The organism is Edaphocola flava, assembly GCF_004118155.1.
GTDB lineage: Bacteria > Bacteroidota > Bacteroidia > Chitinophagales > Chitinophagaceae > Edaphocola > Edaphocola flava.
Map to the genome: position 1 here is coordinate 266,240 of NZ_SAIQ01000004.1, position 26,361 is coordinate 292,600.

Annotated in this window: 27 protein-coding genes; 19 read left to right on the plus strand and 8 right to left on the minus strand. The window is 34.8% G+C overall.

The genetic code is table 11. The annotated features are described in order from the left end of the window. Positions 1–20 precede the first annotated feature (20 nt). The gene (locus tag EMP01_RS13365; RefSeq protein ID WP_129022053.1) at positions 21–1,169 is read left to right on the plus strand and encodes a lipid A-modifier LpxR family protein; all 1,149 of its coding nucleotides are present in this window, start codon (positions 21–23) and stop codon (positions 1,167–1,169) included. A 69-nt stretch (positions 1,170–1,238) separates the two neighbouring features. Here the strand turns inward: EMP01_RS13365 and EMP01_RS13370 are convergent, their stop codons facing one another. Next, positions 1,239–1,748, minus strand: a complete 510-nt coding sequence (locus EMP01_RS13370; protein WP_129022054.1) for a DinB family protein — start codon at positions 1,746–1,748, stop codon at positions 1,239–1,241. Positions 1,749–2,091: 343 nt separating this feature from the next. Here EMP01_RS13370 and EMP01_RS13375 point away from each other — a divergent pair, with 343 nt between their 5' ends. The 4 genes from EMP01_RS13375 to EMP01_RS13390 all read left to right on the plus strand — a co-directional run bounded on the left by EMP01_RS13375 (position 2,092) and on the right by EMP01_RS13390 (position 4,536). Next, positions 2,092–2,499 (plus strand): hypothetical protein, encoded by a 408-nt coding sequence (locus EMP01_RS13375; RefSeq protein WP_129022055.1) that lies wholly within the window; start codon positions 2,092–2,094, stop codon positions 2,497–2,499. Positions 2,500–2,723: 224 nt separating this feature from the next. Next, entirely contained in the window at positions 2,724–3,287 is a 564-nt protein-coding gene (locus tag EMP01_RS13380; RefSeq protein WP_129022056.1) for a hypothetical protein, read from the plus strand. Positions 3,288–3,333: 46 nt separating this feature from the next. Next, on the plus strand, positions 3,334–3,999 hold the full coding sequence (locus EMP01_RS13385) for a VOC family protein (RefSeq protein WP_129022057.1): 666 nt from the start codon (positions 3,334–3,336) through the stop codon (positions 3,997–3,999). Between the two features lie 141 nt (positions 4,000–4,140). Then, a complete protein-coding gene (locus EMP01_RS13390) occupies positions 4,141–4,536 on the plus strand; it encodes a lipocalin-like domain-containing protein (protein ID WP_161971338.1) in 396 nt (131 codons plus the stop codon). Between the two features lie 35 nt (positions 4,537–4,571). Here EMP01_RS13390 and EMP01_RS13395 read toward each other — a convergent pair whose 3' ends face one another. Continuing rightward, entirely contained in the window at positions 4,572–5,120 is a 549-nt protein-coding gene (locus tag EMP01_RS13395; protein ID WP_129022059.1) for a hypothetical protein, read from the minus strand. Between the two features lie 159 nt (positions 5,121–5,279). Here EMP01_RS13395 and EMP01_RS13400 point away from each other — a divergent pair, with 159 nt between their 5' ends. The 8 genes from EMP01_RS13400 (at position 5,280) to EMP01_RS13430 (ending at position 11,526) form a co-directional block, all read left to right on the plus strand. Beyond that, the gene (locus EMP01_RS13400; protein ID WP_129022060.1) at positions 5,280–6,536 is read left to right on the plus strand and encodes a hypothetical protein; all 1,257 of its coding nucleotides are present in this window, start codon (positions 5,280–5,282) and stop codon (positions 6,534–6,536) included. Positions 6,537–6,583: 47 nt separating this feature from the next. After that, entirely contained in the window at positions 6,584–7,072 is a 489-nt protein-coding gene (locus EMP01_RS13405; RefSeq protein WP_129022061.1) for an asparaginase domain-containing protein, read from the plus strand. A gap of 17 nt (positions 7,073–7,089) precedes the next feature. Next, entirely contained in the window at positions 7,090–7,551 is a 462-nt protein-coding gene (locus tag EMP01_RS13410) for a YkgJ family cysteine cluster protein (protein ID WP_237559546.1), read from the plus strand. A 147-nt stretch (positions 7,552–7,698) separates the two neighbouring features. Continuing rightward, positions 7,699–8,571: an SRPBCC domain-containing protein gene (locus EMP01_RS13415; protein ID WP_129022063.1), complete on the plus strand. Its 873-nt coding sequence runs from the start codon at positions 7,699–7,701 to the stop codon at positions 8,569–8,571. 234 nt (positions 8,572–8,805) lie between these two features. Further along, the gene (locus EMP01_RS13420; RefSeq protein ID WP_129022064.1) at positions 8,806–9,141 is read left to right on the plus strand and encodes an antibiotic biosynthesis monooxygenase family protein; all 336 of its coding nucleotides are present in this window, start codon (positions 8,806–8,808) and stop codon (positions 9,139–9,141) included. Continuing rightward, positions 9,141–9,293, plus strand: coding sequence for a hypothetical protein (locus EMP01_RS15630; protein WP_202616078.1), 153 nt, complete (start codon positions 9,141–9,143; stop codon positions 9,291–9,293). The genes EMP01_RS13420 and EMP01_RS15630 overlap by 1 nt, the downstream gene beginning before the upstream one ends. A 549-nt stretch (positions 9,294–9,842) precedes the next feature. Continuing rightward, the gene (locus EMP01_RS13425; protein WP_129022065.1) at positions 9,843–10,892 is read left to right on the plus strand and encodes a phosphoribosyltransferase-like protein; all 1,050 of its coding nucleotides are present in this window, start codon (positions 9,843–9,845) and stop codon (positions 10,890–10,892) included. Between the two features lie 28 nt (positions 10,893–10,920). Then, complete coding sequence (locus EMP01_RS13430) at positions 10,921–11,526, plus strand: NADAR family protein (RefSeq protein ID WP_129022066.1); 606 nt, start codon at positions 10,921–10,923, stop codon at positions 11,524–11,526. 820 nt (positions 11,527–12,346) lie between these two features. On the opposite strand, the gene EMP01_RS13440 is transcribed toward EMP01_RS13430, so the two are convergent. The 3 genes from EMP01_RS13440 to EMP01_RS13450 form a co-directional block, all read right to left on the minus strand. Further along, positions 12,347–13,969, minus strand: a complete 1,623-nt coding sequence (locus EMP01_RS13440; protein ID WP_129022068.1) for a hypothetical protein — start codon at positions 13,967–13,969, stop codon at positions 12,347–12,349. A gap of 800 nt (positions 13,970–14,769) precedes the next feature. Then, entirely contained in the window at positions 14,770–14,976 is a 207-nt protein-coding gene (locus EMP01_RS13445; protein WP_129022069.1) for a hypothetical protein, read from the minus strand. A gap of 30 nt (positions 14,977–15,006) precedes the next feature. Next, complete coding sequence (locus EMP01_RS13450) at positions 15,007–15,507, minus strand: hypothetical protein (RefSeq protein ID WP_129022070.1); 501 nt, start codon at positions 15,505–15,507, stop codon at positions 15,007–15,009. Between the two features lie 461 nt (positions 15,508–15,968). Between EMP01_RS13450 and EMP01_RS13455 the strand changes: the two genes are divergently transcribed. The 3 genes from EMP01_RS13455 to EMP01_RS13465 all read left to right on the plus strand — a co-directional run bounded on the left by EMP01_RS13455 (position 15,969) and on the right by EMP01_RS13465 (position 19,798). Then, positions 15,969–17,558 (plus strand): tetratricopeptide repeat protein, encoded by a 1,590-nt coding sequence (locus EMP01_RS13455; protein ID WP_129022071.1) that lies wholly within the window; start codon positions 15,969–15,971, stop codon positions 17,556–17,558. A 407-nt stretch (positions 17,559–17,965) separates the two neighbouring features. Continuing rightward, entirely contained in the window at positions 17,966–19,351 is a 1,386-nt protein-coding gene (locus tag EMP01_RS13460) for a hypothetical protein (RefSeq protein WP_129022072.1), read from the plus strand. Between the two features lie 3 nt (positions 19,352–19,354). Beyond that, positions 19,355–19,798, plus strand: coding sequence for a hypothetical protein (locus EMP01_RS13465; protein WP_129022073.1), 444 nt, complete (start codon positions 19,355–19,357; stop codon positions 19,796–19,798). Between the two features lie 305 nt (positions 19,799–20,103). Here EMP01_RS13465 and EMP01_RS13470 read toward each other — a convergent pair whose 3' ends face one another. Together EMP01_RS13470 and EMP01_RS13475 are read right to left on the minus strand one after the other, a co-directional pair. After that, on the minus strand, positions 20,104–21,408 hold the full coding sequence (locus EMP01_RS13470) for a hypothetical protein (protein ID WP_129022074.1): 1,305 nt from the start codon (positions 21,406–21,408) through the stop codon (positions 20,104–20,106). Then, the gene (locus EMP01_RS13475; protein ID WP_129022075.1) at positions 21,405–22,037 is read right to left on the minus strand and encodes a hypothetical protein; all 633 of its coding nucleotides are present in this window, start codon (positions 22,035–22,037) and stop codon (positions 21,405–21,407) included. Before EMP01_RS13475 ends, EMP01_RS13470 begins: the two co-directional genes overlap by 4 nt. A 1,043-nt stretch (positions 22,038–23,080) precedes the next feature. Between EMP01_RS13475 and EMP01_RS13480 the strand changes: the two genes are divergently transcribed. Next, complete coding sequence (locus tag EMP01_RS13480; RefSeq protein ID WP_129022076.1) at positions 23,081–23,455, plus strand: hypothetical protein; 375 nt, start codon at positions 23,081–23,083, stop codon at positions 23,453–23,455. A 565-nt stretch (positions 23,456–24,020) separates the two neighbouring features. Here EMP01_RS13480 and EMP01_RS13485 read toward each other — a convergent pair. Next, the gene (locus EMP01_RS13485) at positions 24,021–24,293 is read right to left on the minus strand and encodes a hypothetical protein (RefSeq protein ID WP_129022077.1); all 273 of its coding nucleotides are present in this window, start codon (positions 24,291–24,293) and stop codon (positions 24,021–24,023) included. Between the two features lie 106 nt (positions 24,294–24,399). On the opposite strand from EMP01_RS13485, the gene EMP01_RS13490 reads away from it, so the two are divergent. Together EMP01_RS13490 and EMP01_RS13495 are read left to right on the plus strand one after the other, a co-directional pair. Next, positions 24,400–25,344 (plus strand): IS1595 family transposase, encoded by a 945-nt coding sequence (locus EMP01_RS13490; RefSeq protein WP_129022078.1) that lies wholly within the window; start codon positions 24,400–24,402, stop codon positions 25,342–25,344. 25 nt (positions 25,345–25,369) lie between these two features. Further along, complete coding sequence (locus tag EMP01_RS13495; protein WP_129022079.1) at positions 25,370–26,293, plus strand: AbiTii domain-containing protein; 924 nt, start codon at positions 25,370–25,372, stop codon at positions 26,291–26,293. Positions 26,294–26,361: the final 68 nt, after the last annotated feature.

Consider the following 26,361-nt stretch of genomic DNA (forward strand, 5'->3'; position numbering starts at 1 on the left):
ACTGCATAAAGCTATTCATTATGATAAAACTGGGACAGCGGCTCATAATAGCCACATTATTAGCCTGTATTGTATCTTCCTCATTTGCGCAGGAGGGACAGAGTTCATTTACATTTGCAACAGATCAGGACTTTCTTACTGGCGCCAGGAATGAAGATAGAAATTATACACAGGGAACCTCTTTTACCCTATCCGATCAGTCTCTATACAATACAGTGATCTATGCGCCATTCAGGGCATATAAACATTTCAGAAATAATACCTTTAAAGGAAAGGCCCGAGAGTCAATGTCTTCTGTCTCTATTATAGGTACTGCCTTTACTCCCAGAGAGATCGACCGTACTGAACCAGTAGTTGGAGACAGACCTTTTGCTTTTTTATTTGCAGTATCATTTAACCAGATGTATAGTATAGGATGCCCAAAGGATCATGGTTGGAGAGACTATGAGGCACTTACAATAAATGTTGGCATGCTAGGTACTAATCTGGGCTATGATTTTCAGTCATTCATCCATACATACATAGTGCCGGGTCGGCCGGCCGATCCCAAAGGGTGGAATACACAGATATCAAAAGGAGGCAAATTTACTATGTTGGTAAATTATGAGCATATGAAATTTTTCTCCATTAAAACTCCCGAAGGATACCGATGGGGATGTGATGGCGGATTCAATGTGGGTGGAAGCTTTGGTTATTATGACCGTCTGTATGGCGGCACTTACTTTCGGCTAGGATGGTTAAATACAAGACATGTTCCCGGTTGGTATACGATGGGTGCTAATAGTTTGTCTAATGGAAATAAAAAAGCAGACAATTGTAAGGATATAAATGAATCAAAATTCGACTCCGCGAAAAAACGAACATATTGTGGCAAAGAAATCTTTGCCTTTGGCCGATTAACCTACACTCGTATGTTCCGGAATTCAATGTTGGTAGGGCAGAGATTTATCCATGACGATATATATACACTTGAACCGGAGTGGGTAAAAAAGGATCTGGTCGATATAGAATATGGCCTTGGAGTAGGATTTTACTGGTTGAAAAAGGGTAATGCCAAGTCTATAAAGATCTTGTACAAAAACACGATACGCACTCCAGAGTTTAATTCCGGCATCTTTGCTGAACGAAAACATTATTTCGGTTCAGTAGCATTGCAATTTCCGTTATGAGAACTCGTTTTACATAAAAGAAAGGCTCCCATACAATTACGGGAGCCTTTCTATTTATCAGATTGCTTATTATTGAGCCATTTCCTGAGACATCTCGTAGGTAGGACCGTACAGAGATGGCACTACATGACCGCTGGCACGCAGGTGAGCGATCATCTCGCCACGGTGATGGTATAAGTGATTGTATAAGAAACCTCTTACAACCTGTACCTTAGGCATAGGTGGCATTATTGGATTACCACCGATATGCATGGTCCAGGTATTCATGTATTGCGATTCATCAGAATTTTCAATAGCAGCTTGTGCCTTTGCAGCATTCTCTTCGAATTTTGCTAAAATGTTAGACGCCTTACTGATATCTCCTTTGTCGTACTGATAAGTCGACATATCAAAAGTGTCCTGGTTGAAGGTAACGTCGTACCAGTTGTATACTTCTGCAATGTGAGCGGCTAACTGACCTACAGACCACAGATGTGGTTGCGGGCGATACTCCAGTGCGGAATCAGGAATAGCAGTTAACAGTTTACGGGTGTTTTCCATTTCGTGCATGAATTCTCCCATTAATGCTTGCTTGATCATAGCTGATGATTTTTTGAATGTTAGAGGATTAAAAATTGATACGTAAATGTAATCAATGGATATTGATTTGACAACAATGAAATGTTAACAATGCGTGTTATTTAATCAAACCTGGTTTCGCCTGAAGACCGGTTCAGGTAAGGGTTTTCATTCTATTCTGTGCTAACTTGTTGATTATAAATTGCATATAACTTATGGCTCAAATTCGCCTGTTTAAAATGTTCGACTTTAAAGTTAAGGATGGAGGTATCTTTAGAAATATACTATTTCACAAATTATCTCCCTATTAAAGCATAGCCAGCTCTAATGTGTTTAGTATATTGCAGGAAAGAGACCACGTCGTATGATCAGACTGCTATTTTGGATAACTATTTTCTGCTGCATAATACCTGCTACAGCGCAGGAGTCTATGCAGGAGCATGCATATCATCAATCATTAAAACACCTGAAAGGAACCTGGTATTTGTATTTACCCGATCCGCATAATCATCTGGATAGCATTGTCGCTTTTCGTAAATTCAAAGGTTCGATGCAGTATGTCGGATCTGTAGAGTTTGTAGATAGTACATCATTGATCTTTAAAAAGTTCTATAAGTGTACTACCGGAGTTGATTTGAAAAAAGAGTATGCGCCAAGGTCTTGGCAACTGAGCAGGGATCGATTGTGGACCTTTGACCGGTATTCGATGAAAATAGAATTGATATACAATGATACTATGATCCTGAAAGCCTTAAAACCACAGAAGAAATAACAGAATGAAAATAATTATTTGTGTGCTGTAATGCATACTATTTACCATAACTGGATATACACAGTTAGTAATTGATTTTAATAAACCGCCTTGGAAAACCGGATGTAATTCATTGGCTTCACAAGACAGAGTCTATTCAGAAACACCTGGAATTCTATTGGCGTACCACAATAGTTAAGATAAAAAAATATGCAGAACAGCTTCAAAATATTTAAACAGCGCTTATGAAATCCAGGATATTTTGGATATGTGTAATTGCATTATTACTCTTTGTGGGTTATGGTTTACTGCCCGTCATGATTCCAGATAATAAACAGGATTATGATACCCCCAATACTTTATTGATTAAAGATCAGGAGTGCGGCTGTCCCTCTCCTAACTCCCGTTTGCTGAAAGGTAAACTGGTGGCTTCAGACAGTATTCGATCGAAATATCCAGGTCTTTTACTGGACGTCGGTGAAGTTGAATTGGAAAATTTTCCACCATATAAACGACCTATAGTTAATGGCGACTTTATTCTTTTTAATCAGTTTAAAGTCAAAGGATACATTTCCGGTGTAGATACCCTCTCCTGTGACCCTGAGGGCTGCATACTTATTCCTCGGTTTACGGTACAAAGCTGGTCCATGACCACATATTACTCAAAATTCTGGCTTTTCCCCCGGTGGCTCGCCATGTTGTATGCTATCTGCTTGCTGCTAGTACTGCCAGGATTGATCATCTATACGCTATATCAGGTATGGGAACGGTATATATATCCGTATCTCTGGCCCGGTAACAAGTCTTAATTGTATTTATACAATATTTCGTAAATTGTAGCATAACTGCTGATCTATGCACATTAAAGAAATCGACCTTTACACCGCAGATCTTGAGGGAACGATCCGGTTTTATTCAGGCAGCATTGGCCTGGAAACGCTTTCCCTGCAAGAGGATAGGGTAGCCTTCAAAGCCGGAGATACCGTGCTTACCTTTATTAAATCCGAAGCAGAACATATCTATCATTTTGCTTTCGATATTCCAAACAATAAAATGCTGGAAGCGGTACAGTGGCTGGCCTTACGTGCCGAACGCATTGCTAATCATGAGGGCAATTACCTCACCGTATTTGACAACTGGAATGCCCAGTCTGTCTACTTTTACGACAACAATTCTAATATAGTAGAGTTTATTACCCGTTTTGATCAGGTCATTAATAGTGACGAACCCTTTTCGGCTGCGCTGATCACATCTGTAAGTGAGATCGGTTTGGTGGCAGAGAATCCTATCGATTTCGGTGAGCAGCTGGCCGCGCAGTATCCTGTATCATTTTACCATAAAGGACCCAGGCGGGAAGATTTTGCCGCACTGGGCGATGAGTCGGGGCTGTTTATCATTTCCGGGCAATCGAGGCATTGGTATCCTACGGAGACCACTGCTCATGCAGAACCCTTATCGGTCACATTTGCTGATGACCAAACTTCATCGGTATACAAAATGCAATTTGGTGAGGTGCAGTAACTTATAAAATGATTGCTCAAATAAGCCATTTTCTTCACATTTAATTAATTTGTTAAGTACCTGGCCAGTTCATTACTTAACCTTCATTCATCTTACTTTTAGCGAAATTGACCTAAACTAAAACAGTAAACTATGAATAGAATGAAGATTATAACAGTAGCTCTTTGTGTGCTGCTATTAAGTTCCTGCGATGATACAGAAGCAGAGGTAATAGATGCAACTGAAGTATTTACTGAACCTAAACCAGATGTGAAGCCCGAATTGCTGGTTGGAGATTGGGTGGAGCCGAATCCTATTGATGCAGATGAGTTGCAGGGAATTGAACTGCTCAAAGATGGCAAAGCCAGATCCATTAATATGGAGACCACACAATACAGCAAATGGTATATAACCGAGGGCAAGCTGGCATTGATCGCAAAGAGCATCGGTATTCATACCAGCAGTATTGATACAACGGTCTATACTATAGAACGCTTAACGGATAAAGAACTGGTCCTAAAAGACCGTGATCTGACGATCAGTTATACAAAACAATAAGGGGCTAATACCCCTTATTGTTTTGTATGGATCTTTTAGTCCACTAATATGATCGGTTCTGCCAGATACAGGTTCATTGCCGGTTCTGATGGAAATAGGGGCGCCTGATTCATAATATCCTCCATTTTAGCGATAAACGTTTTTACCTCAGGAGTATACTCATTAGAGTACAATTGCAGATCATCTTTTGAGGGGAAGAAGTATACTTCGTAATATACGACCTTGCCCGCCTCATTCACCACACAATTGCTGAAATGAACCCTCACGTCTTTATTATTGAATTTCAATGCAGGCATTTTGGCCTTAGCGATTGATTTCTTCAGGTACTTCTCCAGTGTCTTTAGTGTCTTAGGCGGGAAAGTACTGCTCACGGCTTGCCCGTTCAGGCGCAACAGGTGCCCGCGGTTCTGCACTGTAATCACCGTATCTTTTTGGGTATATTGACTCACCGTCTTTACTTTATCAAATACCATTTCCCATTCAAATTCATTGCCTTTGATCTTTGTAGTGCGGGTTGTAGGCCTTTGTGCCAGGGCACTTATGCTCAGTGAGGTAAATGCGAGGAAGTATAAAAATCGCTTCATTGTATGCTTATATAGTTGTCAGACAAAGAAAATAAATTTCCTGTAGAATACATAGTGCTGCAGAAATAATGACTGTGCTTCACATAAGACAATATTTTGCCTTTATTTCATTGCCTTTGTTACAGAAATGCTGTTTATTTGAGGCTTGAAAACGATCGTATGGAATTTGATTTTTATAAAAAATACCAGACCCTTAGCGATGCAGAACTGATGCATATCTGCCATAATCCTACCAAATACCAGCCACGGGCGGTAGAAGATGCCCGCAGGGTATTGGAAGAGCGCAATGTAGATATAGCAGGTTATGTAGCGGAGGAGATTCCCAATGCAGCAGCCCCAAAGAAGCCATCGGCCATTGTAGAGAAGATTGGTCGCATATTTGAAGAGACGGCTGTACCAAAAGATACCTGGGATTTTGATAAAGAAGGCAGTCTACAGGAACACCCCAAGGCCCCGGTAATGGTCACCCGATGGCATTGGGCAATATTTGCCATAATGATACTGTCTGCAATCAGGAATACCTACTTTACTCTGCGCCTGCTAGTATCTTATATAATGTATCCCGATTCGGTGTATAACAATTATACAGTGCTCTTCTTTTGGGTATTGTTGAGTGCATTGGAGATCGCCATTGTCTGCGGATTGTACAAAAGAACCGGCTGGTCCTGGAGCCTTCTGGTAGGTTATCTTGTAGTCAATTTAGGCGTAAGGCTGATAGGCTTGTATGACATCTTTATGGATCCCTATACCAATGGTATTGCAGATTACTGGCAAGGAGCAAATACGATATACCTGTTGCTTACTATAGCATTGCTGCTCCTGTTTTTCAAGCCTTTTATGCAGGTATTAACCGAGAGGGGAGTAACCATACCGGAAACTGTTCCGGAAGCAAAGCTGTCCGGTAAGGATAACGACCTGATTGGTAATCCGTACAACAAACTCAGTTGGGATTTTGATGCGGAAGAGGGTGTGCTCACTGCCGGTCCGGAGATCGATCATAAGGCCCTGCAATGGCATCAGTACTTGTGTGTATCACTCATTGTACTGACTGCTATACTGGTTATCCTGAAACAGGCTCCGGGTCTGATTATGTACGGCCTCTGCATTTATGCCTTATATAAATTCAAGTCCTGGGGCTGGTACCTATTACAGTACTTTGCCATCAGTAATATTGTAGCGGTTATTATTGAGGTATATTCGATCATTAGTATTGGCGCCTTAGACTATTTCGCAGATCTCATGACCTTATTCAGGATCGGAACAGCGATATATTTTGGCTGTGTTCTGGTAGTAATACACAAAGACCGAATACTGAACCTGTTCAACATCTCGCACCGGAATCGCAGAAATGCGGTTATCTCTGTATTTGCCATCATTGCCGTCATCAGAGTGCTCTTTTATTTACGCTATAATTAAAAATAATGCCGGAATGCTGTACATTTGCAGCAAATTTCCACACTACAATGGCAATCAGAATATTAGTTACCGGCGGTACTTTTGATAAAGAGTACGATATGATCAATGGCAAACTGGACTTTGAGGAAACTCACGTTCCGGAAATGCTGCAATTAGGGCGTTGCACGATAGATACCGAAGTGCGTACCCTGATGATGGTCGACAGCCTGGAAATGACCGATACTGATCGCGAAGTGATCCTGCATAATTGCCGTAAAGCCGACGAAGACCGTATCCTTATCACACATGGTACCGATACAATGGCCGAAACCGCTGCATACATCGCTAACGCAGGACTGGAAAAAACAATAGTGATTACAGGTGCAATGATCCCATACAAGTTCGGTAGTTCTGATGGGTTCTTTAACCTGGGCGCCGCACTGGCTTTCCTGCAGACGCTGCCACATGGTGTATATGTAGCCATGAACGGCCGCTATTATGCATGGGACAATGTGCGTAAAAATAAGAAAACCGGTTTCTTTGAAACCCTAAAATAAACGGTGTTTTGGATATTGTGCATTACGAAAAGCTGGCTAAAGAGCACCAGGGCCAGTACAGAAATTTTTTAAAAAAGGCCAACAAGAATAAAGTGTTGGCCTTATTGCCAGATCTGCATGATGAGGCATTCCAAAATGTAGATTGCCTGTCTTGTGCCAACTGCTGCAAAAATTATTCTCCACGGTTTAAGATGCCGGATATCAAGCGTATTGCCAGGCATTTGCGCATGAAAGAAGCAGCTTTTGTAGATACCTATCTGAAACTGGACAGCGATGGCGATTATGTAGTCCGGTCCAGCCCTTGCCCTTTCCTGGGGTCTGATAACTACTGCAGTATTTATGAGGAGCGCCCCAGAGACTGCGCCCGTTTTCCGTATACCAATGAAGATGTGTTGCTGAAGCAACCCAATCTTACCCTCAAGAACACTACCGTATGCCCAGCCATGTACTATGTCATGGAGCGCCTGATCAGTATGTAATTTTTTCATTTGAAGGTAATGTTCATACTGTATTATGAAACAATACTTTATGTCTTGTTGGTCATATTTTCATACCCATCTTTCTGTAAATAATAATATGTCCTTTGCATTAAAATATGTACTTTTCAGTCATAAAATCAATGCATTATGGGCACACCTATTATTATGGTCGAGACATTCCAGGTACCTTTAGAACAGGTATGGAAGGCCATTACTGACAAAGACGCAATGAAAGAATGGTATTTTGACATTGCAGATTTAAGCCTTACCGAAGGCGATACATTCAACTTTTACGAAGGACCATCCAAGATATACCATCATCAGTGTAAGGTGCTGGAAGTAGTACCCCATAAGCGTTTTAAGCATACATGGACACATCCGAGCCACTCCAGGGGCACTTCCGTACTGACCTGGGACCTGGATGAGCTTGATGGGGAGACAAGGCTTACCCTTACACATGAGGATACCGAAAACTTTTCCGATGCCGGATCCGATTTTTCCAAAGAGAACTTTGAAGTAGGCTGGCACGGAATTATCCGCATCAACCTGCGCAATTATTTATACCATATCGAACGCACCCCATTTACCATCGAGATCAATGCCCCGGCAGAGAAAGTATGGAAGGTGATGTGGGACCATGACACTTATACGCAGTGGACCACTCCGTTCTGTAAAGGTTTATATTATGAGGGAGTGCTGGAGGCCAATGAGATTGTTCATTTCCTGGCTCCTGATGGCTCCGGTATGTACAGCCAGGTATTTTATGTAAAACCATATGAGAAGATCATTTTCAGCCACATTGGTAGCATAAAAGAGGGTGTGGAAATACCTGTAGATGAGGCCGGACGCCACTGGACCGGTAGCCTGGAGATGTATACCCTTACAGAGAAAGACGGGATTACAACCCTGCTCGCAGAAGTAGACATAGATCAGAAGCATAAGGATTATATGCTGTCAACCTTTCCAAAAGCACTGGAAGAGATCAAGCGCTTATCTACCGATGCAGAGACCATTATCTAATACTAGCTGGGTATAATATACCTAATCGAAACCTTATAAAACGGCACTTCTGGTGCCCCTAAGAAAATATAAAAATCAGACTGTCCAGAATACTGTTCTGATCCCGGACCGCCTGTATAAATATGACGGTGTAGTGACAAATTCCTTTTTATATAAGTATTTGTTCCCGAATTGGCAATTCACTTTCTATTGATTTTCAGAATTTTACATAAAAGTTACAAATTCAGAAATATTATGGAAAACAATAGAAACTTTGTTGCGATTAACTACATTGACTGTGAAGCAGAGTACAAAGAAAGATTTGAAAGCCTGTTTGCCTCCCGTGCACATGCCATCGATACCATGACCGGATTTATCGATATGCAGGTATTGAAACCACAAACCGATGATGGTAAATACCTGATCGTGAGCTTCTGGGATACTGAAGAGGCCTTCAAAGACTGGACCAAATCTCCGCAGTTTATCGAAGGACACAAAAGAGGATTTGAAGATATTGCTATTGCGAAAAAAGAAGGCAAAACACCTCCTATGAAATCTGATTTCAAAACATACAAAGTCATCAGCAGATAATGGATACACAGGAAACAGAGACGAACCCCAAGGGGAACCGTAAAAAGTGGCTTAAGCGATTAGGCATCTTCGGCTTTTTGTTTTTTCTGATCAAAGGTCTGGCCTGGATTGCAGTAGCTATTGCAGCCTGGTATGGCTTCAAGCTATTTTAGGGAGTATGCCCCCATTATATATACCTGTGCCCCGGCAAATTGCCGGGGCACAGGTATATATAGACTTTGGAAGTAGTAATTACTTTGGAGTCTATATATTTAGTGGGAATTATATTGAAAATATTCATCTATAAAGAAAGCCACCCATTCGGTGGTTTTCTTATTCTAATTCGATTTCATCAACATTTATTGGTAATGCTTGATCATTTAGGGAATCAATTTCTCATCAACCAAAATATATTTAAACATTAACAATAGGGAAAGAAGTGTACTTTCAACAAGCCTCATCAATAGCAATCAAATTTGGATTCATGAAATATTTATTACAATGATATTGAATCAATTAAAATTAGAAGGTGATAACATTAAATAGGTTCGTATAAATTGATTTATAAACGTTTCAGTGTTCTTTTACTTCCGGGATTGAGAATAGTTCAAAATATATGCCTATCTTATCAAAATGCTTAGATTTTTATGAAGAGAAATTTAAATATAACTAGCGTATATTATTTTATTATTTTCACACAATGAAGATAAAATATTTAAATTATGAGGAATCTAATTACATCAATTAATCAGATAATATCAGATTACCATTGTGATGCTGCATCGGGATTTACTATGGGAGAAGATCATATCGAGGATTGGATAAATCAATTTGACGAACACGATCGAATGTTCATTTTAGAAGAGTTTTTACATATCTTAAAGAATGGCATGTATGTGTCTAAAAAAGACGCTAACCTTATTCTAATTCAACAAATTGAACGATTATCAAAAGTATATGGATATACTAACATACAGTCTTTTTTGAAAGAGGCTGTATTCTTAAATTTACAACCAAATGGTAAATCACAGGGTGATTTGCTAAATTTATTTGAACAATATTTAATAAAAAATTATGGCGTTACTGTATCAGAATGCGGTGTTTTTAACCCTAGGCACTATATATACATTGATGACATAATGGCCTCAGGTAAAACCATTCTTAAAGATTGTAAAGAATGGTTTAATAGCAAGAATTTAGAAAAATGCAATAACAAAGAAATAACATTTAACATTGTTTTGTTTTGTAAACATCTTTGGGCTGAAAGCCGCGTAAGATGGTCATTAAAATGCAGCTTTGATGATAACTATTTTACATCATCTAAATTTAGAATATTAAGCAGATACGAAATAAGTGACGACTTAAACTCCCATTCTCCACTTTTAAATCTTACAATTCCCAAGAAATTAAGCTCTATATGGGACGTTTACTTAGGTTCTCTTACAGAAGCTGATGCTTATCATGATAGAGCATACAGATATTCACATCTACCGAAGACTGAAAATTTCTATTCTAGCCCATCAAATAGAGATAGGTTTGAACAAATATTATTAGATAAAGGTATAGAGATAATATATAAAATTGAAGATGAAGAAAAAAGGAAAAACCATCGCCCTTTAGGAAAAACTTATTCACACTATAAAACATTTGGAACTGGGTCACTTTTTTTTACTTGGAGAAATATTTCCAATACCTGTCCGATTGTATTTTGGTGGGATGTTCCAAAACATAATTGGAAAGGTCTATTTCCTCTAATCAATAGAGGGAATTGAGATTTTTAACGTACTATTGCATAGAGTAATGAATATAAGAACGTATTCTATTGATGATGTGGTTGTTTTTAGAAAAACAACAGAAAAGTTTGGAGGCTTATCAAACATGGCTTCAGGCTTCTCTATTAACGTAAATGGTATAATCATTAAATCAGCGGAACATCTCTATCAAGCGATGAGATTCCCGTTAAACCCAGATATACAGAATGAAATCTTAAGCGAGCATAGTCCTATGACCGCCAAAATGATTAGCCGGAAATATAGAGATAAATATACTAGACCTGATTTTGAGCAAAATAAGTTTAAAATAATGAAATGGGTTTTAGATATAAAGCTCTCTCAAAACTGGAATACTTTCGGTAAGCTACTATTAGAAACTGGTAATAGTCCTATTGTAGAATATTCTAATCGGGATCAAATATGGGGAGCTAAAAAGGATGGAGATAATTATGTTGGAATGAATGCTTTAGGTAGACTCCTAATGGAGTTAAGGGAGGAAAACGTGAAAAAGGATATTCATAATTTTTGTATTCAACCTTTAGATATTCCGGCTTTTTTACTTTATAATAATTTCATTGAAACTATTTGCGATGAGGTATATCATGCTGATTTAGAAGCATGTAGTACCAATTAATATGTTACAACTGAATTAGAATAAGAAAGCCACCTATTTGGTGGCTTTCTTATTCTAATTCAGTTTCATCAACATTTAATAGTAATATTTGTTCCGCCGATTTTCCCAACTTCAATGATTGTTCTTGGGGGATAGCAGTTTTCTCCAATACTATTGATTGTTACATGAGTATTGTTTTGTACAGCTAAGGCCGCTAATTGCAACAATACATTTGATGCAATTTTGTTTTCTACTGAAATGTTACTCGTTTTAATTAATTCCAACATGGTATCTGTTGTTAAACTCATTTTGCTAGTGGTAAATTGTGAGCGACAAAATTATGGTTTATTTCTATCCTGCTTTTTATTGATTTTATAAGCAAACTAATTACTATATACCTTATGAAAAAGTATGTAATGACGTTCGAAGATTTTAGCAACTCTTTTAATCAGCATTCAAGCCAAACTTCCCAACATCTCTCAAAACTTAAAGCGAAGAAACTAAAAAGAGAAAAGGAAGAGAACGAGTTTATAGGCAAGAGCCTCGCAAATGTGAAGACTATTAAGGATTTTTATGACAAACAGAATGATATGAATATTGAACAACCTATTATAGCGTCCAACGCCAAATTAGAAAATTTGTAATTATCCATATTTCTAAAAATAAGTAAAGAACGAAAATGCAGCAGTTATATAACTGCTGCCATTCCATTTACTTCTTAGATTTTTTATTGCAATTATTCACTCATTAAATCTGTAAAGAAAACCTACTTTTTATTGATAAAATAATTTCCATCAAATACATGGAATTCTGGTTAATCGGGGGGATGGGAATTGTACTGTTAGTTTATTTTATAAGAGAAACCAAAATAGAATCCAATGAGACCAACTTTCTCTGTGAGTTGATCAGTGGCTATGTTATTCCCCGTAAAAGGCATCCGTGATTTTGGATTTTCTCCTTCAATTAAACTTCCTTTTAAACGATCGACTCTATTATAAGATAGGCCAGCACTAAATATTATTCTATTGTAAACGGTACTATTTTTATCATTTTTGGATAGCTGCCCAATAAGCATACATGCACCTAAATATGCTTTTAACTGTGAGAGATCATTTGGCGTTGTCGAAATGCCAAGTGATAGTCCAGGATTTATAAAACAATGCGTTTGCCAATAGAAATTAGCCATTAATCCTACAGACGGTGAAACTTGGCTTTGCCTAGTATTGCGATTAATGAAAAAAGTATCTGGTTTAACCGCACCCATCCCATTTCTTGCGCTATCAACATTGTAACTCCTGTCAAAATTACATTCTCCAAATCCAAAGTTAAGAGCTGGCCCAATTGCCCACTCAAATCTATACCTGACTGGTATTCTATATGAGGTAGAATCAGCAGCAAGTAATGTCTTAAATGTAGACTTGGGTATGGCTTTAATATCTACATTAAGATAATTACCAGTTGCTGGATATCGACCTACAAATTTGAAGTTTTTACTATTGTTGGCTTGATTTAATAAGCCGGTAAGAAAGGATACAGCCGTTGAAACAGAATCTTTGCTAATCTTTGGGATATCGGATTCAATTTGATCATTCAATGTTGTGAAATAGTCATCTTCTATACTACTAATTTCGTCAATAAGTAATGAGTTAGTCTGGTGTTTCTTGATAAAATCATCTGAGATTGAAATCATCTTATTCTTGGTTTTAATAATGTTCTTTTTAAGTGTTTCAATACTATCAACCCAAGCAGTCGGATATATTTGTATATGCTTAACGATATCAACCAGTGAATTTATACTTGGATCAGCACCTCGCCTTTCAAAATCTAAAACAATATTGTCTTTAATCTTATTTTGGCTGCAACATTCTGATCCAATTATGATTGGGACGATCTTACCAAATTCAAAAAAACTGCTTAACTTCTTTTTGAATAAATCAATGTTCCTAAAATTATTCTGTATCTGAATTTGGCTATTTTTGAATCGGGTGTGAAATTTTTCGATTTCTAATTTGTCGCCTTTTACTATAGCATTTTTCTGCAAGGACTTTTCCATTTCTACATCCCATATTAAATTTGTTCTATCAATTAATGGTAGAACTTCTTGAAATGTTAAACTGGAATCTTCTTTAGTTGCTTCTGTCGATGCTGAGGTAGTAGTTGAGGTGGTTGTTTTTTGTAGTAGGGAGTTAAAAATATTTGTAGTATCCATCAAAGCTCCTTCGCTCTTTCCTGCAACGTTGATATCATATACCAATTTATTGATACTATCAATCTCAATAATTAATTCATCATTATGGTGTAGTTTGGCTCGCCTACCTGTATCTGTAAGATGATCGGCAAAATTATGTTTCATAAATGCCCGTTTTACTGGATCATGAGAGCCAAATACTTGTTTAACCATTTTACAAGAGCTTAATGAGGCGATTACAGTAGCTGAAATAGAAATTGCAATTAAATGTTTCATGATATTGCTTTTAAGTGGTTAGATGAAATATATGTATATATTCAAACGAATTACTTTATAAATTTCCTAGACAAAAAAGCAAAAGTCAAGGGTGTAAATACCCATAATGTGACAGTAAAAAAACATTCATAATAGTTAATGCCTGAACTATGATTTTACAAATCAGCGTAAAATGTACAAAAGCCACCGGAAAGGAGGCTTTTGCAATTATTAGACTTTGACTGTCTATTCTCAATATATACCAATAAAGCTTGTCGAAAAATATGGATTCAACAAACATTTATTATATATGTACAGTAAATACCATTATACAAAAACGACATCAATTAAGAAGATTCTAAAAAGAAAATTAAAAGGTCTTTTTGAAAGAATATTTGCTATTACATCTATCTTGTTTACCAGTTGGGCATAGCTATTGATAATGGCATTTGAATAACTATCTAGGATTAGAACTGTTTGTTAGACACATTGCTATAAGATATTATTCAAGCCCAAACGAAGAAATATTAATGGATTAAATTCATTCCTACGGATAGTCAAAGTCAGACCAAATTTCAATTTTCTTTGCGTCATTGAGAAAGCCAACAAGATTAATTTTATAAACAAAATAAATACTAGCTTTTAATATATATGAAATATTAAAAGAAAAGGATCAATTTAATATATAAAGGAAAAAAATATGCAAAGAGAAAAAGCAAAAATCGAACTGTTAAGATTCATTGTTGAATTAATTGAGGTAAAGAAAGAGGATCTTACAATTCAGAATATTTTATCTTACTATTATGAGTTGAGCCGTGTACTTATTCTTCCGCTTTAATTAACGCAGGCTCTGAGAAAAGACCATCTTTGCGATTAAGCTTTACATCTAACCATTGGCAATAATATAAAGCATGGGGTTGATTCTCGATGTCACCAATTGAACCAAGGGGATGTATTTGAGCTATTGTCATTGGTGTCTTTTTCTTAATGTCAGAACGGACATAAACTACGTCACCTAAATTGAACATAAATTTGAATTTTTATTTTATTAAATAGATTTAGTTTTCAATTACTATTTGTGTGTCATTTACTTCTGACAGTACTTTTTTTACGATATCGTCAACAATGTCCTTTTTAACTGAATGCATCTCATTAGTATCATGAGTGTAATTGGTAGATGTTTCCAATATCAATTCGTGTTTAGTAAAGTACTCTTCAATGAGCATTCGATAAACTGATCCTGTTTTATTTTGCGATCTGCTGCAACAAATGATTATATCAAAATTATAATCTCTTAAAAGCCAATTTAATTCCCTTTTCGTATCATTGGCATTATCTCCAGCACTAAGAATACAGACGGTCTTCCCATTAATTGTGAGCGCGGCATTGAAATCTTCAACAGTTCCATCTTCTCGATAAATGAGTCCGTTAACTTTGATTTGTTCGCTATTAAACATATGCTCAATCTCTGCATGTTGTAATAGCTCGGTATACACTAACGATGCTGTTGTGGTTTTACCGCTATTGATTGTTGATCTAATCAGGATAAATTTTGCCATGAAATAATAATTGAAATTTAAAAATGCGATTCTTTAATTTGAATGAATTCGGTTAAAAATAATGTTCTCACTGCGTAAGGAAAAGGGTGTTTTTCCCGTATTTTATCCTTCAAAACACCTTGCCAGTAATTCCTTTCCTTTACTATCATTGCCCTTCCTTTATTTAGACTGGAATTACATTATGATGTTATCTATTTAATAATGAGGCTAAATAGCTAGAATTTGAGATAATAATATTATAAAAATGAAATCTCAATTTACATCTACGTCTTGTAATGTCTTATCTAGCCTTTATCTTTAGATAGTTATAAAAATTACAGAATACTAACATGTCCTTTAATCTTAGATTTAAGATTTGTATTTTTACTCAATATTGAGATAAGATAAAGATGACATTTCAATCTAGGTCTAATAAACTTCTTCTAGTAAATTCTAAAACATCAATTAAGCGGAAAATGCATATGGATAATACAATTAAAATAATTTTTGCACTTGGAGCGCAATGGAAACTTTTAATTACTCTATTTATTATAACAGTCGTTATCCTTAAATGGAAAACAATATGGAAACTAGCAAGTAGCTTAACACAAGTGAAATTTAAAACTGGAAATAATGAAGTTGAAATACATAGAGAAACAATAAAAGAGGAAACAAAGATTACATCTTTAAATAATGAAATCAATACAGAGACAACAACTACCGTTACGGAAACAACGGAAACAATAAAGGTTTTAGATGACTCAGATTCCGATTTGGGAAAATATTACAAAGCCTTTTTTGCTAAGGACTTTGCTACTGCTAATAAATTATTTGATCAGGTTGCTAATCAGTTAAATGGGGATTATACGTCTGCAAAAATAAGACATAACTATAGGCTTCATATATACGGGGATAAAGAAGCATTTGCTAATATAGAAAAGTTATCAAATACTTTAACAAACGATGAACACAAAAGTCTAGCACTCTATTATTTAGGGCATTGTTTTGAAAGTACTAACAGTAAAAAAGGAATTGAGTTAATAAACCAAGCTCTACAATTGTCAAAAGTTGATCAAATGAGAGGAGATTGTATTGTCTCATTGTCCAAACTTTATATTAGCATTCATGACTCAAATGAAGCAATAGATGTCATTTTAAATAATATAAACTCAATAAGTGAAAGTTCATGTTTAGTAAGATTGTATGAATCATTGGGAAAAGCTTATACCCAATCTGAAAATGTATTATTCGCAACGTTGGCCTATCAAAAGGCATCGGAGTTGTCTCCCAATGCTCATTACTTAATATTTCAAGCAGCCTATTCCTGTGCTAGAATTGACAGTAGCTTTCAGGATTTAAGCTTGTTGTTATATAAGAACTTGGTTTCACTGGACTCTAAACATACTAGCGGATATAACAACTTAGGTGTAACCTTTTCAAACCTAGGGTTAAACTGTAAATCAGTCAATAGCTATAAAAAATCGTTTGAACAAGGAGAAACGCTGGGTGGCTCAAATTTAGCAAATAGGTTGATTGAAGCGGGATTTTCAGAAGAAGCAGAAAAATATCTAAATATAGAAAAAACAGAGGGTTCAGATAATCCAAAGGAGGTTGACGACAACGTATATAAATCATTGGCGTATTTAAAGACAACATTACAGGAAGAAAATGAAAAAGAGGAAAAGTTTATAAAGTCAGCCAAGAAAAAATATCAATTTTTCTCTGAATATTCAAATGCGTTATTCAGTGAACATAATATTGATATCAATAGATTGACATTAAGGAGATACAATAACCCGGTTGAGGTTGAGAAGCAAGATAATATCATTAAATTTAGTTGGATAATAAATACAGAAGAACATCATAGTATTACTGGAACACTAAGTAATGGAGCTTTTGTTGGAAAATACTATAAACCTGAAAGAACTTATGCCTATATTGGGGAAGCAAAGTATAAGTCGAAAATTATTGATTTATATGGTTTTTTTGACTCCTCAAACAATATTCATATACTTACTTGTATCAATACGGAGAATGAATATTTTTTGATTGAAAATTCTCCAATTACATAATTGCAATTTTTAATCTCAATAAAATCATAATTTTGTGCATTGAAAACTAAAAAGAGATAATATAAAAATATAGAGATAGGTAATTTCTAAATTCCAGTCTGTAAAACGCCACTTTTATAAACTTGTAACAGGAAGACAGAAAGATTACCACACCTTACGGGGTGTGGAATTTTCGTTTTGTTCATCTTGTTACATGGCTGTGGCGGCCTTACAGACTAGACCGAAGAAATGGAGTTCCTGCCCCTTTCTTTTTTTTAATCCCGTCATCGGAACTCCTGACACAGTAACATTCAATGTCTGTGAAATCGCCACTAATACAAATGGTTCTTATACCATTACAATCCCCACCTTAATGTTTGTTTAACCAGGATTAAACTAACCATTTTACAAACATTAAAACAAAGTCAATGAAAAGAATATTTCTAAGCCTAGCAATAGGAATTTCTGCGCTTTCTGCAATCGCTCAATCACAACCATTAACACCTTACGAAAAGGCCAACATCGAACAATATATAGGTATTGGTAAAGAGATTGGCTTATCCGAAGAAAGTCTTAGAACCCTCTACCGAAATGGAGAATACAAGAAGATCGAAACAACGGTAACGAATAAGCTTAAACAACAGCAGCCTTATAAAATAGTTGAAATACAAGATCGACTATTATCCGAGTCGGCAGAGCTGGAAAAGCTGAAAATTGAAAAGGATTATGAAACAGATGCATATCGTACCTATGACGAATCTGACTTTAATGATATGCAACAAAGGATTAAGAAGTTTTATACTCAATGGAAATTAAAAGGTGAGTATGAAAAAACAAATGAATACGAGAACCGGATGACCAATGAGTTCGATGTATTAAATAAGTGCATCGTAAAAGTAATCGGTGATAGTCATCGAACAAAAGTAAAGGTTATCGTTTTAGATTATAATCCAGATACAGAGAGAATGAATTTCTCCTTTACTAATGATAAAGGTGCAACATGGGCTGGGTACACTAAAATGCCACCAACAGATGCTAAATATATCAAAGAGGAAGGAATGTACAAATTGATTACATCAATGGATGAAGCTTCAGGAAATGATGAGTCGCCTTTGATGTTTGCTTATTTCAATTTAGTGCCGAGTAAGTTAAAGGCTATTAAAGTAAATGAGAAAAGATACGATCTGGTAATCACCAAATACCCATACGGTCTAGTTGATGGATCAAAGCTATTTACAAATGAAAACTTAGGGATCAATTCACCAGTATTCAAAGGATATAGTTTAACTGAGTACTTTAAGTTCATGCAAACTAATGAAGCTATGCAGGATGATGAGGATTATAACCATAATTTCGATACTTATGTAAGTAGCTTAAATGCTGAGATTATGAACTTTGGTATTTCTATTCATTGGGAATATTCGGAAAACATAACAAAGTATAAAAATTACAAAAAGGCGGTCGATAGTCTTTTCTCAATTAAACCGGCTCATAGTGGCGTTTTAAAAAGCAAAGAGTTATTAAGAGATTTACAATCAAAAGCATTAAAAGCTATCACTGATAATGGTAATAGATACGTACGTCAAGCAAAATTAAATAAGGATCGCTCAACCGCATTAAGTGGTTCAGAATCGCAATCTTATTTTAATGAGTACATCAAAAGTCTTGATAATGCATATAAGGAATACAGCAACTTACTACTCTTTGAACCAAACGAAAATGTAAATAAAATATTGGCGGATATTAAAGAAGAGAAAGAAAAAGCGAACAAGAGACAAAAAACTAAAAATACTATAAACACATTTTTAAAATAAGTTATGATAAGAGGATTTGCATATTTGACATTATTACTAGGAACATTTATTTGCAATATATCTTGTGATAGCAATGTATCTCAGCCGTTAGCAGAGCAAAAAGAAAATCTTGTAAACGAAAGTAAACAAGGATTATATCAAGAGCATTTACCAGAACAACAAGATGCCAAGATAGCAGAGTCTAAGCACACAAATGACAATTTTGTTGGTAAATGGCAGAATATAGAAAATGATAACGAAATTATCAATCTCGAAAAGAAGTATGATAACGTTTATCAGTTAGGCGGTTTGACTTTGTACCGAAAGTATGCAGATGATGGAACGATATATCTATCCGGTGAATTTGAAGAATATGGTGCAGAGGTTCAAGTATTATTTGACAATCATACCCAACACCTTGTTTTAAGGCATCCAGCAGACTTTAGAGAATATAGTAAGATTGAATAAAGCTCAATTGTAAATTCAGTAGCAGTTTAACTGACTCACACTGTTAATCAAATTTCAGATTTACAATTGGACAGATAGATCAAAGAGTTTATGATTGGCAAAAAGAGAAGAAAAATAAACACGCTTGAGTAGATAAGTTAAGGCAAGCAGGCCGCATATTCATGAATTAGTTGTTGAATATACAATGCTATTAATAGTGGTTTAAATATATTATGGTTTCCTCTCTTCTGCAAATAAAAAAGAGAATCCCAAGTTTATTTTTTGCAAAAAAACTTGGAATTCTCTTTTTTATCTCAAAACAATTATTATTTATATTTATTTAGTATTAATTGTAAAACTTCTTGGTTTTCAAATAAATTCAATATAAGTGGGTCGTTGTCAGAAATCAACTTTAAAATATGTGCATTTAATAGCTTACTGTATCCATCAAAAGCACTTTCTTTATCTTCGCTTTTAAAACTTAATTCGAATATGCTATCTGAGTATGTAAACTTATCCTCAGCTGTAAATGTCATATTTAAGGTAAATTCCTCATTAAAAATCAATTCTAAATCGTCGAAGCTTATTGAAGGGAGTTTTATTTCTGCTTCATATTTAGTCAAAACCTCTGTGGCTATTCTTGTAGTTTTTTGCTTGCCATTATCTAAACGCACATGTGAAACAATATTTATTATCTTCCCTATATCTTCGCTTTCTACATCAATTTTTGGAAAAAGATTTCTAATTTCTTCACTACTATAACTGGGTATTGACCGATGAGAAAGTAATTCTTTATCAAAATATGAAATCTTAAATCCTGCATTTGAAGATTTTAACTTCAATAAAGGTTTAAAAATGTCATTAATATCGGACGACGAATAAATGCCCGCAAGATGAAGAATGTCCGCCGGTTTAAAGTCTTTACTAAATATGTCATTATGGTATAGACCTACTATTTCTCTTTTTAACTTTAGCAAATATTCTTCTTCACCAGCCCTTTGAACAAAATCATTTGCTATAGATATTGTAAAACTACTGTAATTAACATTGGAGACAATTGGCGTAAACATATTTTCTATTTTCATGTTCAATTGTTTGATTTGCTCTCCAGTTTCTGTTATCCTTCTTTTTATTACAGCACGTGCATAAGATTTTATGGACTTTAAATATCCATCAACAAATATTTGCAAATTTTTCAGACTGATTGAGTGTCCGAAGGTTGGGGAAGTAGGTTCCAATTTATAATCTATACTTCGGCTTCTTAACTCGTTTAAATATGTATAATTATTTTCACCAGCGCCTACTTTGCTTAAAGAAATAGCTATTTCCAATGCTTCGCTTAGTTCTTTTTTTATTTCTTCATTTTCAAGCACCGTCAATCCTTTGAAAATAAGTTCTTTAGCAGGATTGATCTGACCTGATTTTAGATACAAATAAGCAGCACTTCTTATTATTATACTTCTTGTAGGCTCATATTCTGGTTTATCAAAATAAAATTGAGCCAATTCCCCTTCAATTTCTGCTGCTTTTTTATATAAATCAACTGCTTCTGAATAATTATTTTCTTCTAGCTGCAATTTGGCATTGAAAGAGTATGCCATTGCCTTTTGATGTTCTAGGCGTGGATTCATCTATGTACCTCCTTTATAGTTTTCGGGGTTTTGAACAAAGTTACAATAACAGATGAATTTTCATTATTCATACGCCCTCTATTTATTTGATCATGCTTTATTTTAATTCGATTTTGTAGTGTATTTGTCTTTTTCTCCTCAAGAATTCCTGATACCTCTACATAATGATATTCATTATATAGGAAATTGAAGTCATCAGGTTGATTTTTAAAGAAACAATAATCAACTCCATCACCGATCTCGGATTGTTCTACATATTTATAGTCTAGTAGTTTGGCCATAACAAACCAAGAAAGTGCAACACCGCCATGATTAGCAATATCCTTATCCTCTTTTAACGTAGAGTTATTAAATTTACTATTCCAAAACAGTATCACATCTTTAGATATTCCATCTATAGTAAAATTAAAAATGGCGTTAGAGTAATCATGATAGCGGCTTAAACCTACAGATGCCCAATAATTCTGAAGTTTAACTTGTTCTTCTGGCGGTCCTTGGATAATTGAAATAACATCATCCAAGTGATATCTTTCAGGGGGGAAATTAAATAATCTTAATGGCTCAACTGGATGTATCTTTTCATTTGATTGCATCAATAAGTCAATCATGAGTAACTCTACTGTATTCATTTTAAATGCATTATTAACAATGTTATAAAAAAATGAAATTTTCATCTACGTGAAAAAGCACGTAAATAATTGCGTGATTTACGCAACGAAATTTTATTAAGAATACATTGCAATATTAAAGAACTTATTTTCCGTTGTAATCTATATATAAACAAACAGATTGCTTATTTAAAGGCATCTATCAGCTCAAATATGATCATACACAAAACCAAGATGCATACACCAAAAATAACAATGCTATTTTTGGTGTATGCATCTATTGTAGGTTAACTTATGCCAATTATTATCTATACCATAGTAAGATACTTTCTTCAAACCCTTATTGCTGCATAATAATTGCTGAAACCTATGCTTTAGTTATTCTATTGCCAATAATTCACAGTAAGTATATATAAAGGCGTTCCGAGTATAATCATATTTTAGTTTAATTAAGTTACCTAGTGATTTATATTTTAGACATTATTTGAAACATCAGTTTATGTATTTACTATATATACTGCTATGAAAATAGTATATAATGTAGTTCCTCGAAGATGTTCAATTCATGGAAGATCAAGAAAAAGAGAATAAGCCTGAACCCAAAAAGGAAGATGACGATAATAAGAATAAAAATCAACCAATACAAACAGTTGAAATAATAGTTAATTAATAGGAATTAATATATCCTTATACGTACCTAAAAGCCAGTTGTAGAACATTTGCTACTACTGGCTTTTTTACGAGACAAACTAAATGTAGGGTCTAATGTATTGTAATGAAATACTCTTTAATAACGGTAATTCGTCTCATAACAATTGATAAAGTAGCACAATTAGGATTCTTGTAAATCCCTTAATAACAATCAATTTAATAAATATCTTGATTATTTATGAATTTATTCACAAAATTGAAAACTAAGCATTAGATTGCATATCTTAATCATTTAGAAAAATTATCATGCCAAGAAATAGAAAATTTATACCTACATATAGTGATTATCATAAAGAAAACAAAGGCATAAAAAGCATATTGCTTAAAAATATATTGTTAGAATTGAATTACATGTGATTCGAGAAAGCAGCTCATTAACTGAAGATGATTGCAATAAAATATATAAGGAAATTAGCGATTTTCTCCAAAATGAGGAAAACCTATCTTCTGACAAATATCAACTAAATTCAGCTTTTACAAAAACTGTTACACATAATGATATTGAATTCAAATTACCTCGTGGTGAGTATTATATAAAAACACTTAGCAACATACCAAAAATAAAAACTGTTGTTTGTGAAATTTGTAATGAAATAATAGGAGATTACAATGATCAATTAAGAAACTGTTTCTCGCTACTTGTAATTGATGCCAACCGAATTTTATGTTGCTATCCCGATCCGAAAGATGAAAAAGATACCAAATTATGTAGTTTTATAGTCAGATAGCTAATTATCTATCCATTTTTTGTAAATCTTGTGTGCTATCACTATACCCCTTAGCATATTGGTGTAAAATATACATTTGGGCATCCATTACTTCTAAAATTTCGTTGAACTCAATTGGCATTCCACTATTGTTGGTTACATTGATTACATTTTCAACTATTGTAATGTTAATATCGGACTTACTGAAATTTAAAACCATAATACAATTTATTAATTTTATTTATATATAATAATTTGGTGGAATTGTTTAATATTATTATTAAAAAATAACAAATTGTGCTATATTTTATGATCAGTTTTGAATAAATAAAACATCACATACATATAAAGAGGCATGTGAGAATATGTAAAGTATATCAATAAGCAAGACGAAAGTAAAATTCAGCAACACAACGTCATGAGCTAATAGTAATTTTACATCTAAATCAAAAAGAATCTTTCCATTCCCTTACAACAGCTGTATAATAAAATGTCCCTTTCTATTTGAAGGGACATTTTATTATACAGCAATGATTGTGGATATAGTGAGAATGGGAAACTTCACTTGGATAACAACAAAAGCATTTTAAGGAAGCTTAATTTCATGTTGGTAAGCAGTAATCCTGTCCGATCCGCTCACCTCTTTTAAAATATATAAGAAAACAAATCGCAAATCTTCAACTTTCATATTGCTCTTTATTACTTCAAAGAGCTTTCCTTCCTGACCAATAACCCTAACAATATCTCTGGGCTTATACTTCGGTTTTGGCATCTCAAATTTCATAGCCTTAGAAACTGCATTCTCAAAATTCTCTGGTAAGGATGTCTTCTTATCGTTATGTTTAGTAGATTTTGCCATGTAACAAAGATACTCCAATTACCCCTAAAACACATTTTTACATATTTGTGTGATTTATTCACATGCGACACAGTTTGTCTTATACTTTGGATATCTTTGTATCATTATGGATGTGGACATCAAAAATATCGCCAAATTATTTGAGAAGTTTAAAGATCAAGAAGCTTGTAAAGAGTATCTTGAATTTAAGCGTTGGGGTAATAATATCATTTGTCCACACTGTAACCAATCTAATCCATACCGCACTAATCGGGGCTTTACCTGCTCTAAAAAAGAATGCCGCAAGAAATTTACTGTAACTAGCGGTACCATAATGGACAAAACCAAAATCGAATTAAAGAAATGGTTAGCGGCCATCTTCCTTTTTACTACTTCAAAGAAAGGCCATAGTTCAGTTTATGTAGCTAATTTACTAGGTATCACACAAAAAACTGCTTGGTTCATGCTTCAACGCATCCGGGTCATGCTATTAAGTGGTGAGTCACCTTCTGATCTTTTAACTGGTATCGTTGAAGTAGACGAAACTTATGTAGGCGGTAAGTACAAAAACAAGCATTACTCTAAAAGGAAGAAAGAAGCCCAAGGCCGTTCCACAAAAGATAAAATACCTGTTGTGGGTTTAATGTCACGAGGCGGCAATGTAGTTGCATTCGTAACTGAAGATACATCTGCTAACACGTTAGATCAAATAATAGATAATAATGTCTCTAGTGATGCAATAGTCGTTACAGATGGCTATAAAGGTTATAACCATGTGCATAAGAAATTTAATCACATACGGGTAAAGCAGGGTAATTGCTACGTTGTTAAAGATGGAGACAACGAATATCATACCCAAACAATTGAAAGTTTCTGGGCGACCCTTAAAAGGGGCTATGTAGGCATCTATCACTATATGAGTAGGAAGCATCTTAATAAGTATGTAAATGAATATGCTTATCGCTATAACAATAAGGATTTAACTGTATCTGAGATATTCGGAAAATCAATGTCTCTCTATAGCAGATCACGGATAACCTTTAAGGAGTTAACCAAAAAATTGACAGCCTAAATACATAACACGTAAAGAAAGTTACATGTCAAATTCAAAGAAATTAATTAGTGATATTATAAATGAGCTAGTGGATATTGACAAATCCATCTCTGGTAGTTTATTGAAAACTAAAGTATTAGCATCAAGAATTAGAAATATCCAATTAGCAGAATGGGCAAATTATGAACTAATCGGATATCCAGATGACGATATTGTTCCAAGCTATAGAAAAGACATTGAAGGATTAGTTATTGGTGATTATTTCCTTAACTCTCTTCATTATAACAGGCAGCCGATAATAACTAACGGATTAACTCAGAATTTCACATTTTATAATTTTAAAGAAAGTATTACAACATTAGAGCAATTAATTAGTGATAATGCACAAACTTTATTTCAATTTCTTCCTGCTGAAATGGTGAGAGATATTGAACGAAATTGGCGGTCTTGTGGTTACGAATATCAGAGTTTGAAGGTAATAAATGCAATCAAAGTAATTTATTGTGCATCAGTTAAGGATATAATAAATCAAGTAAGGAATAGATTGCTGAACTTTATGTTAGAGATTGATTCGCAGTATGGCAGTCTTACAGAGTTAAACCAATTAAGTAATCAAACAATTTCTCAAATTATGAACCAAACTATTATAAATGCAAATGGTGACGGTAATGTAGTCACCAATGGTAATAACAATGACGTTATAGCCGATATTAATATTGAAAAATCAAATAAGGAGCAATTAAAGGATGCTTTAAGAATGAATAAAGTATCGGATAATGATATATTTGATCTAGTTGAGATAATAGATATTGACAATCATGATGCTGAAACCAAATCTTACGGTGATAAAACAAAAAAGTGGTTGGAAAAAATGATGATTAAGTCTGTTAATGGTGGGTGGAATATTGCCATAGGAGCAGCAGGAAATATTCTAGCTACAGTTTTGCAGAAGTATATAGGATTCTAAAAGTTTTTTAAAATAAAGGTTGACCAATGGTCAACCTTTATTTTTGTTACTAGCAGTTCCCAGTAAGT

Coding starts and splice junctions, on each gene's coding strand:
- EMP01_RS13365 (WP_129022053.1), top strand. CDS start 21: ATGATAAAACTGGGACAGCGGCTCATAATAGCCACATTATTAGCCTGT.
- EMP01_RS13370 (WP_129022054.1), bottom strand. CDS start 1,748: ATGATCAAGCAAGCATTAATGGGAGAATTCATGCACGAAATGGAAAAC.
- EMP01_RS13375 (WP_129022055.1), top strand. CDS start 2,092: ATGATCAGACTGCTATTTTGGATAACTATTTTCTGCTGCATAATACCT.
- EMP01_RS13380 (WP_129022056.1), top strand. CDS start 2,724: ATGAAATCCAGGATATTTTGGATATGTGTAATTGCATTATTACTCTTT.
- EMP01_RS13385 (WP_129022057.1), top strand. CDS start 3,334: ATGCACATTAAAGAAATCGACCTTTACACCGCAGATCTTGAGGGAACG.
- EMP01_RS13390 (WP_161971338.1), top strand. CDS start 4,141: ATGAAGATTATAACAGTAGCTCTTTGTGTGCTGCTATTAAGTTCCTGC.
- EMP01_RS13395 (WP_129022059.1), bottom strand. CDS start 5,120: ATGAAGCGATTTTTATACTTCCTCGCATTTACCTCACTGAGCATAAGT.
- EMP01_RS13400 (WP_129022060.1), top strand. CDS start 5,280: ATGGAATTTGATTTTTATAAAAAATACCAGACCCTTAGCGATGCAGAA.
- EMP01_RS13405 (WP_129022061.1), top strand. CDS start 6,584: ATGGCAATCAGAATATTAGTTACCGGCGGTACTTTTGATAAAGAGTAC.
- EMP01_RS13415 (WP_129022063.1), top strand. CDS start 7,699: ATGGGCACACCTATTATTATGGTCGAGACATTCCAGGTACCTTTAGAA.
- EMP01_RS13420 (WP_129022064.1), top strand. CDS start 8,806: ATGGAAAACAATAGAAACTTTGTTGCGATTAACTACATTGACTGTGAA.
- EMP01_RS15630 (WP_202616078.1), top strand. CDS start 9,141: ATGGATACACAGGAAACAGAGACGAACCCCAAGGGGAACCGTAAAAAG.
- EMP01_RS13425 (WP_129022065.1), top strand. CDS start 9,843: ATGAGGAATCTAATTACATCAATTAATCAGATAATATCAGATTACCAT.
- EMP01_RS13430 (WP_129022066.1), top strand. CDS start 10,921: ATGAATATAAGAACGTATTCTATTGATGATGTGGTTGTTTTTAGAAAA.
- EMP01_RS13440 (WP_129022068.1), bottom strand. CDS start 13,969: ATGAAACATTTAATTGCAATTTCTATTTCAGCTACTGTAATCGCCTCA.
- EMP01_RS13445 (WP_129022069.1), bottom strand. CDS start 14,976: ATGTTCAATTTAGGTGACGTAGTTTATGTCCGTTCTGACATTAAGAAA.
- EMP01_RS13450 (WP_129022070.1), bottom strand. CDS start 15,507: ATGGCAAAATTTATCCTGATTAGATCAACAATCAATAGCGGTAAAACC.
- EMP01_RS13455 (WP_129022071.1), top strand. CDS start 15,969: ATGGATAATACAATTAAAATAATTTTTGCACTTGGAGCGCAATGGAAA.
- EMP01_RS13460 (WP_129022072.1), top strand. CDS start 17,966: ATGAAAAGAATATTTCTAAGCCTAGCAATAGGAATTTCTGCGCTTTCT.
- EMP01_RS13465 (WP_129022073.1), top strand. CDS start 19,355: ATGATAAGAGGATTTGCATATTTGACATTATTACTAGGAACATTTATT.
- EMP01_RS13470 (WP_129022074.1), bottom strand. CDS start 21,408: ATGAATCCACGCCTAGAACATCAAAAGGCAATGGCATACTCTTTCAAT.
- EMP01_RS13475 (WP_129022075.1), bottom strand. CDS start 22,037: ATGAATACAGTAGAGTTACTCATGATTGACTTATTGATGCAATCAAAT.
- EMP01_RS13485 (WP_129022077.1), bottom strand. CDS start 24,293: ATGGCAAAATCTACTAAACATAACGATAAGAAGACATCCTTACCAGAG.
- EMP01_RS13490 (WP_129022078.1), top strand. CDS start 24,400: ATGGATGTGGACATCAAAAATATCGCCAAATTATTTGAGAAGTTTAAA.
- EMP01_RS13495 (WP_129022079.1), top strand. CDS start 25,370: ATGTCAAATTCAAAGAAATTAATTAGTGATATTATAAATGAGCTAGTG.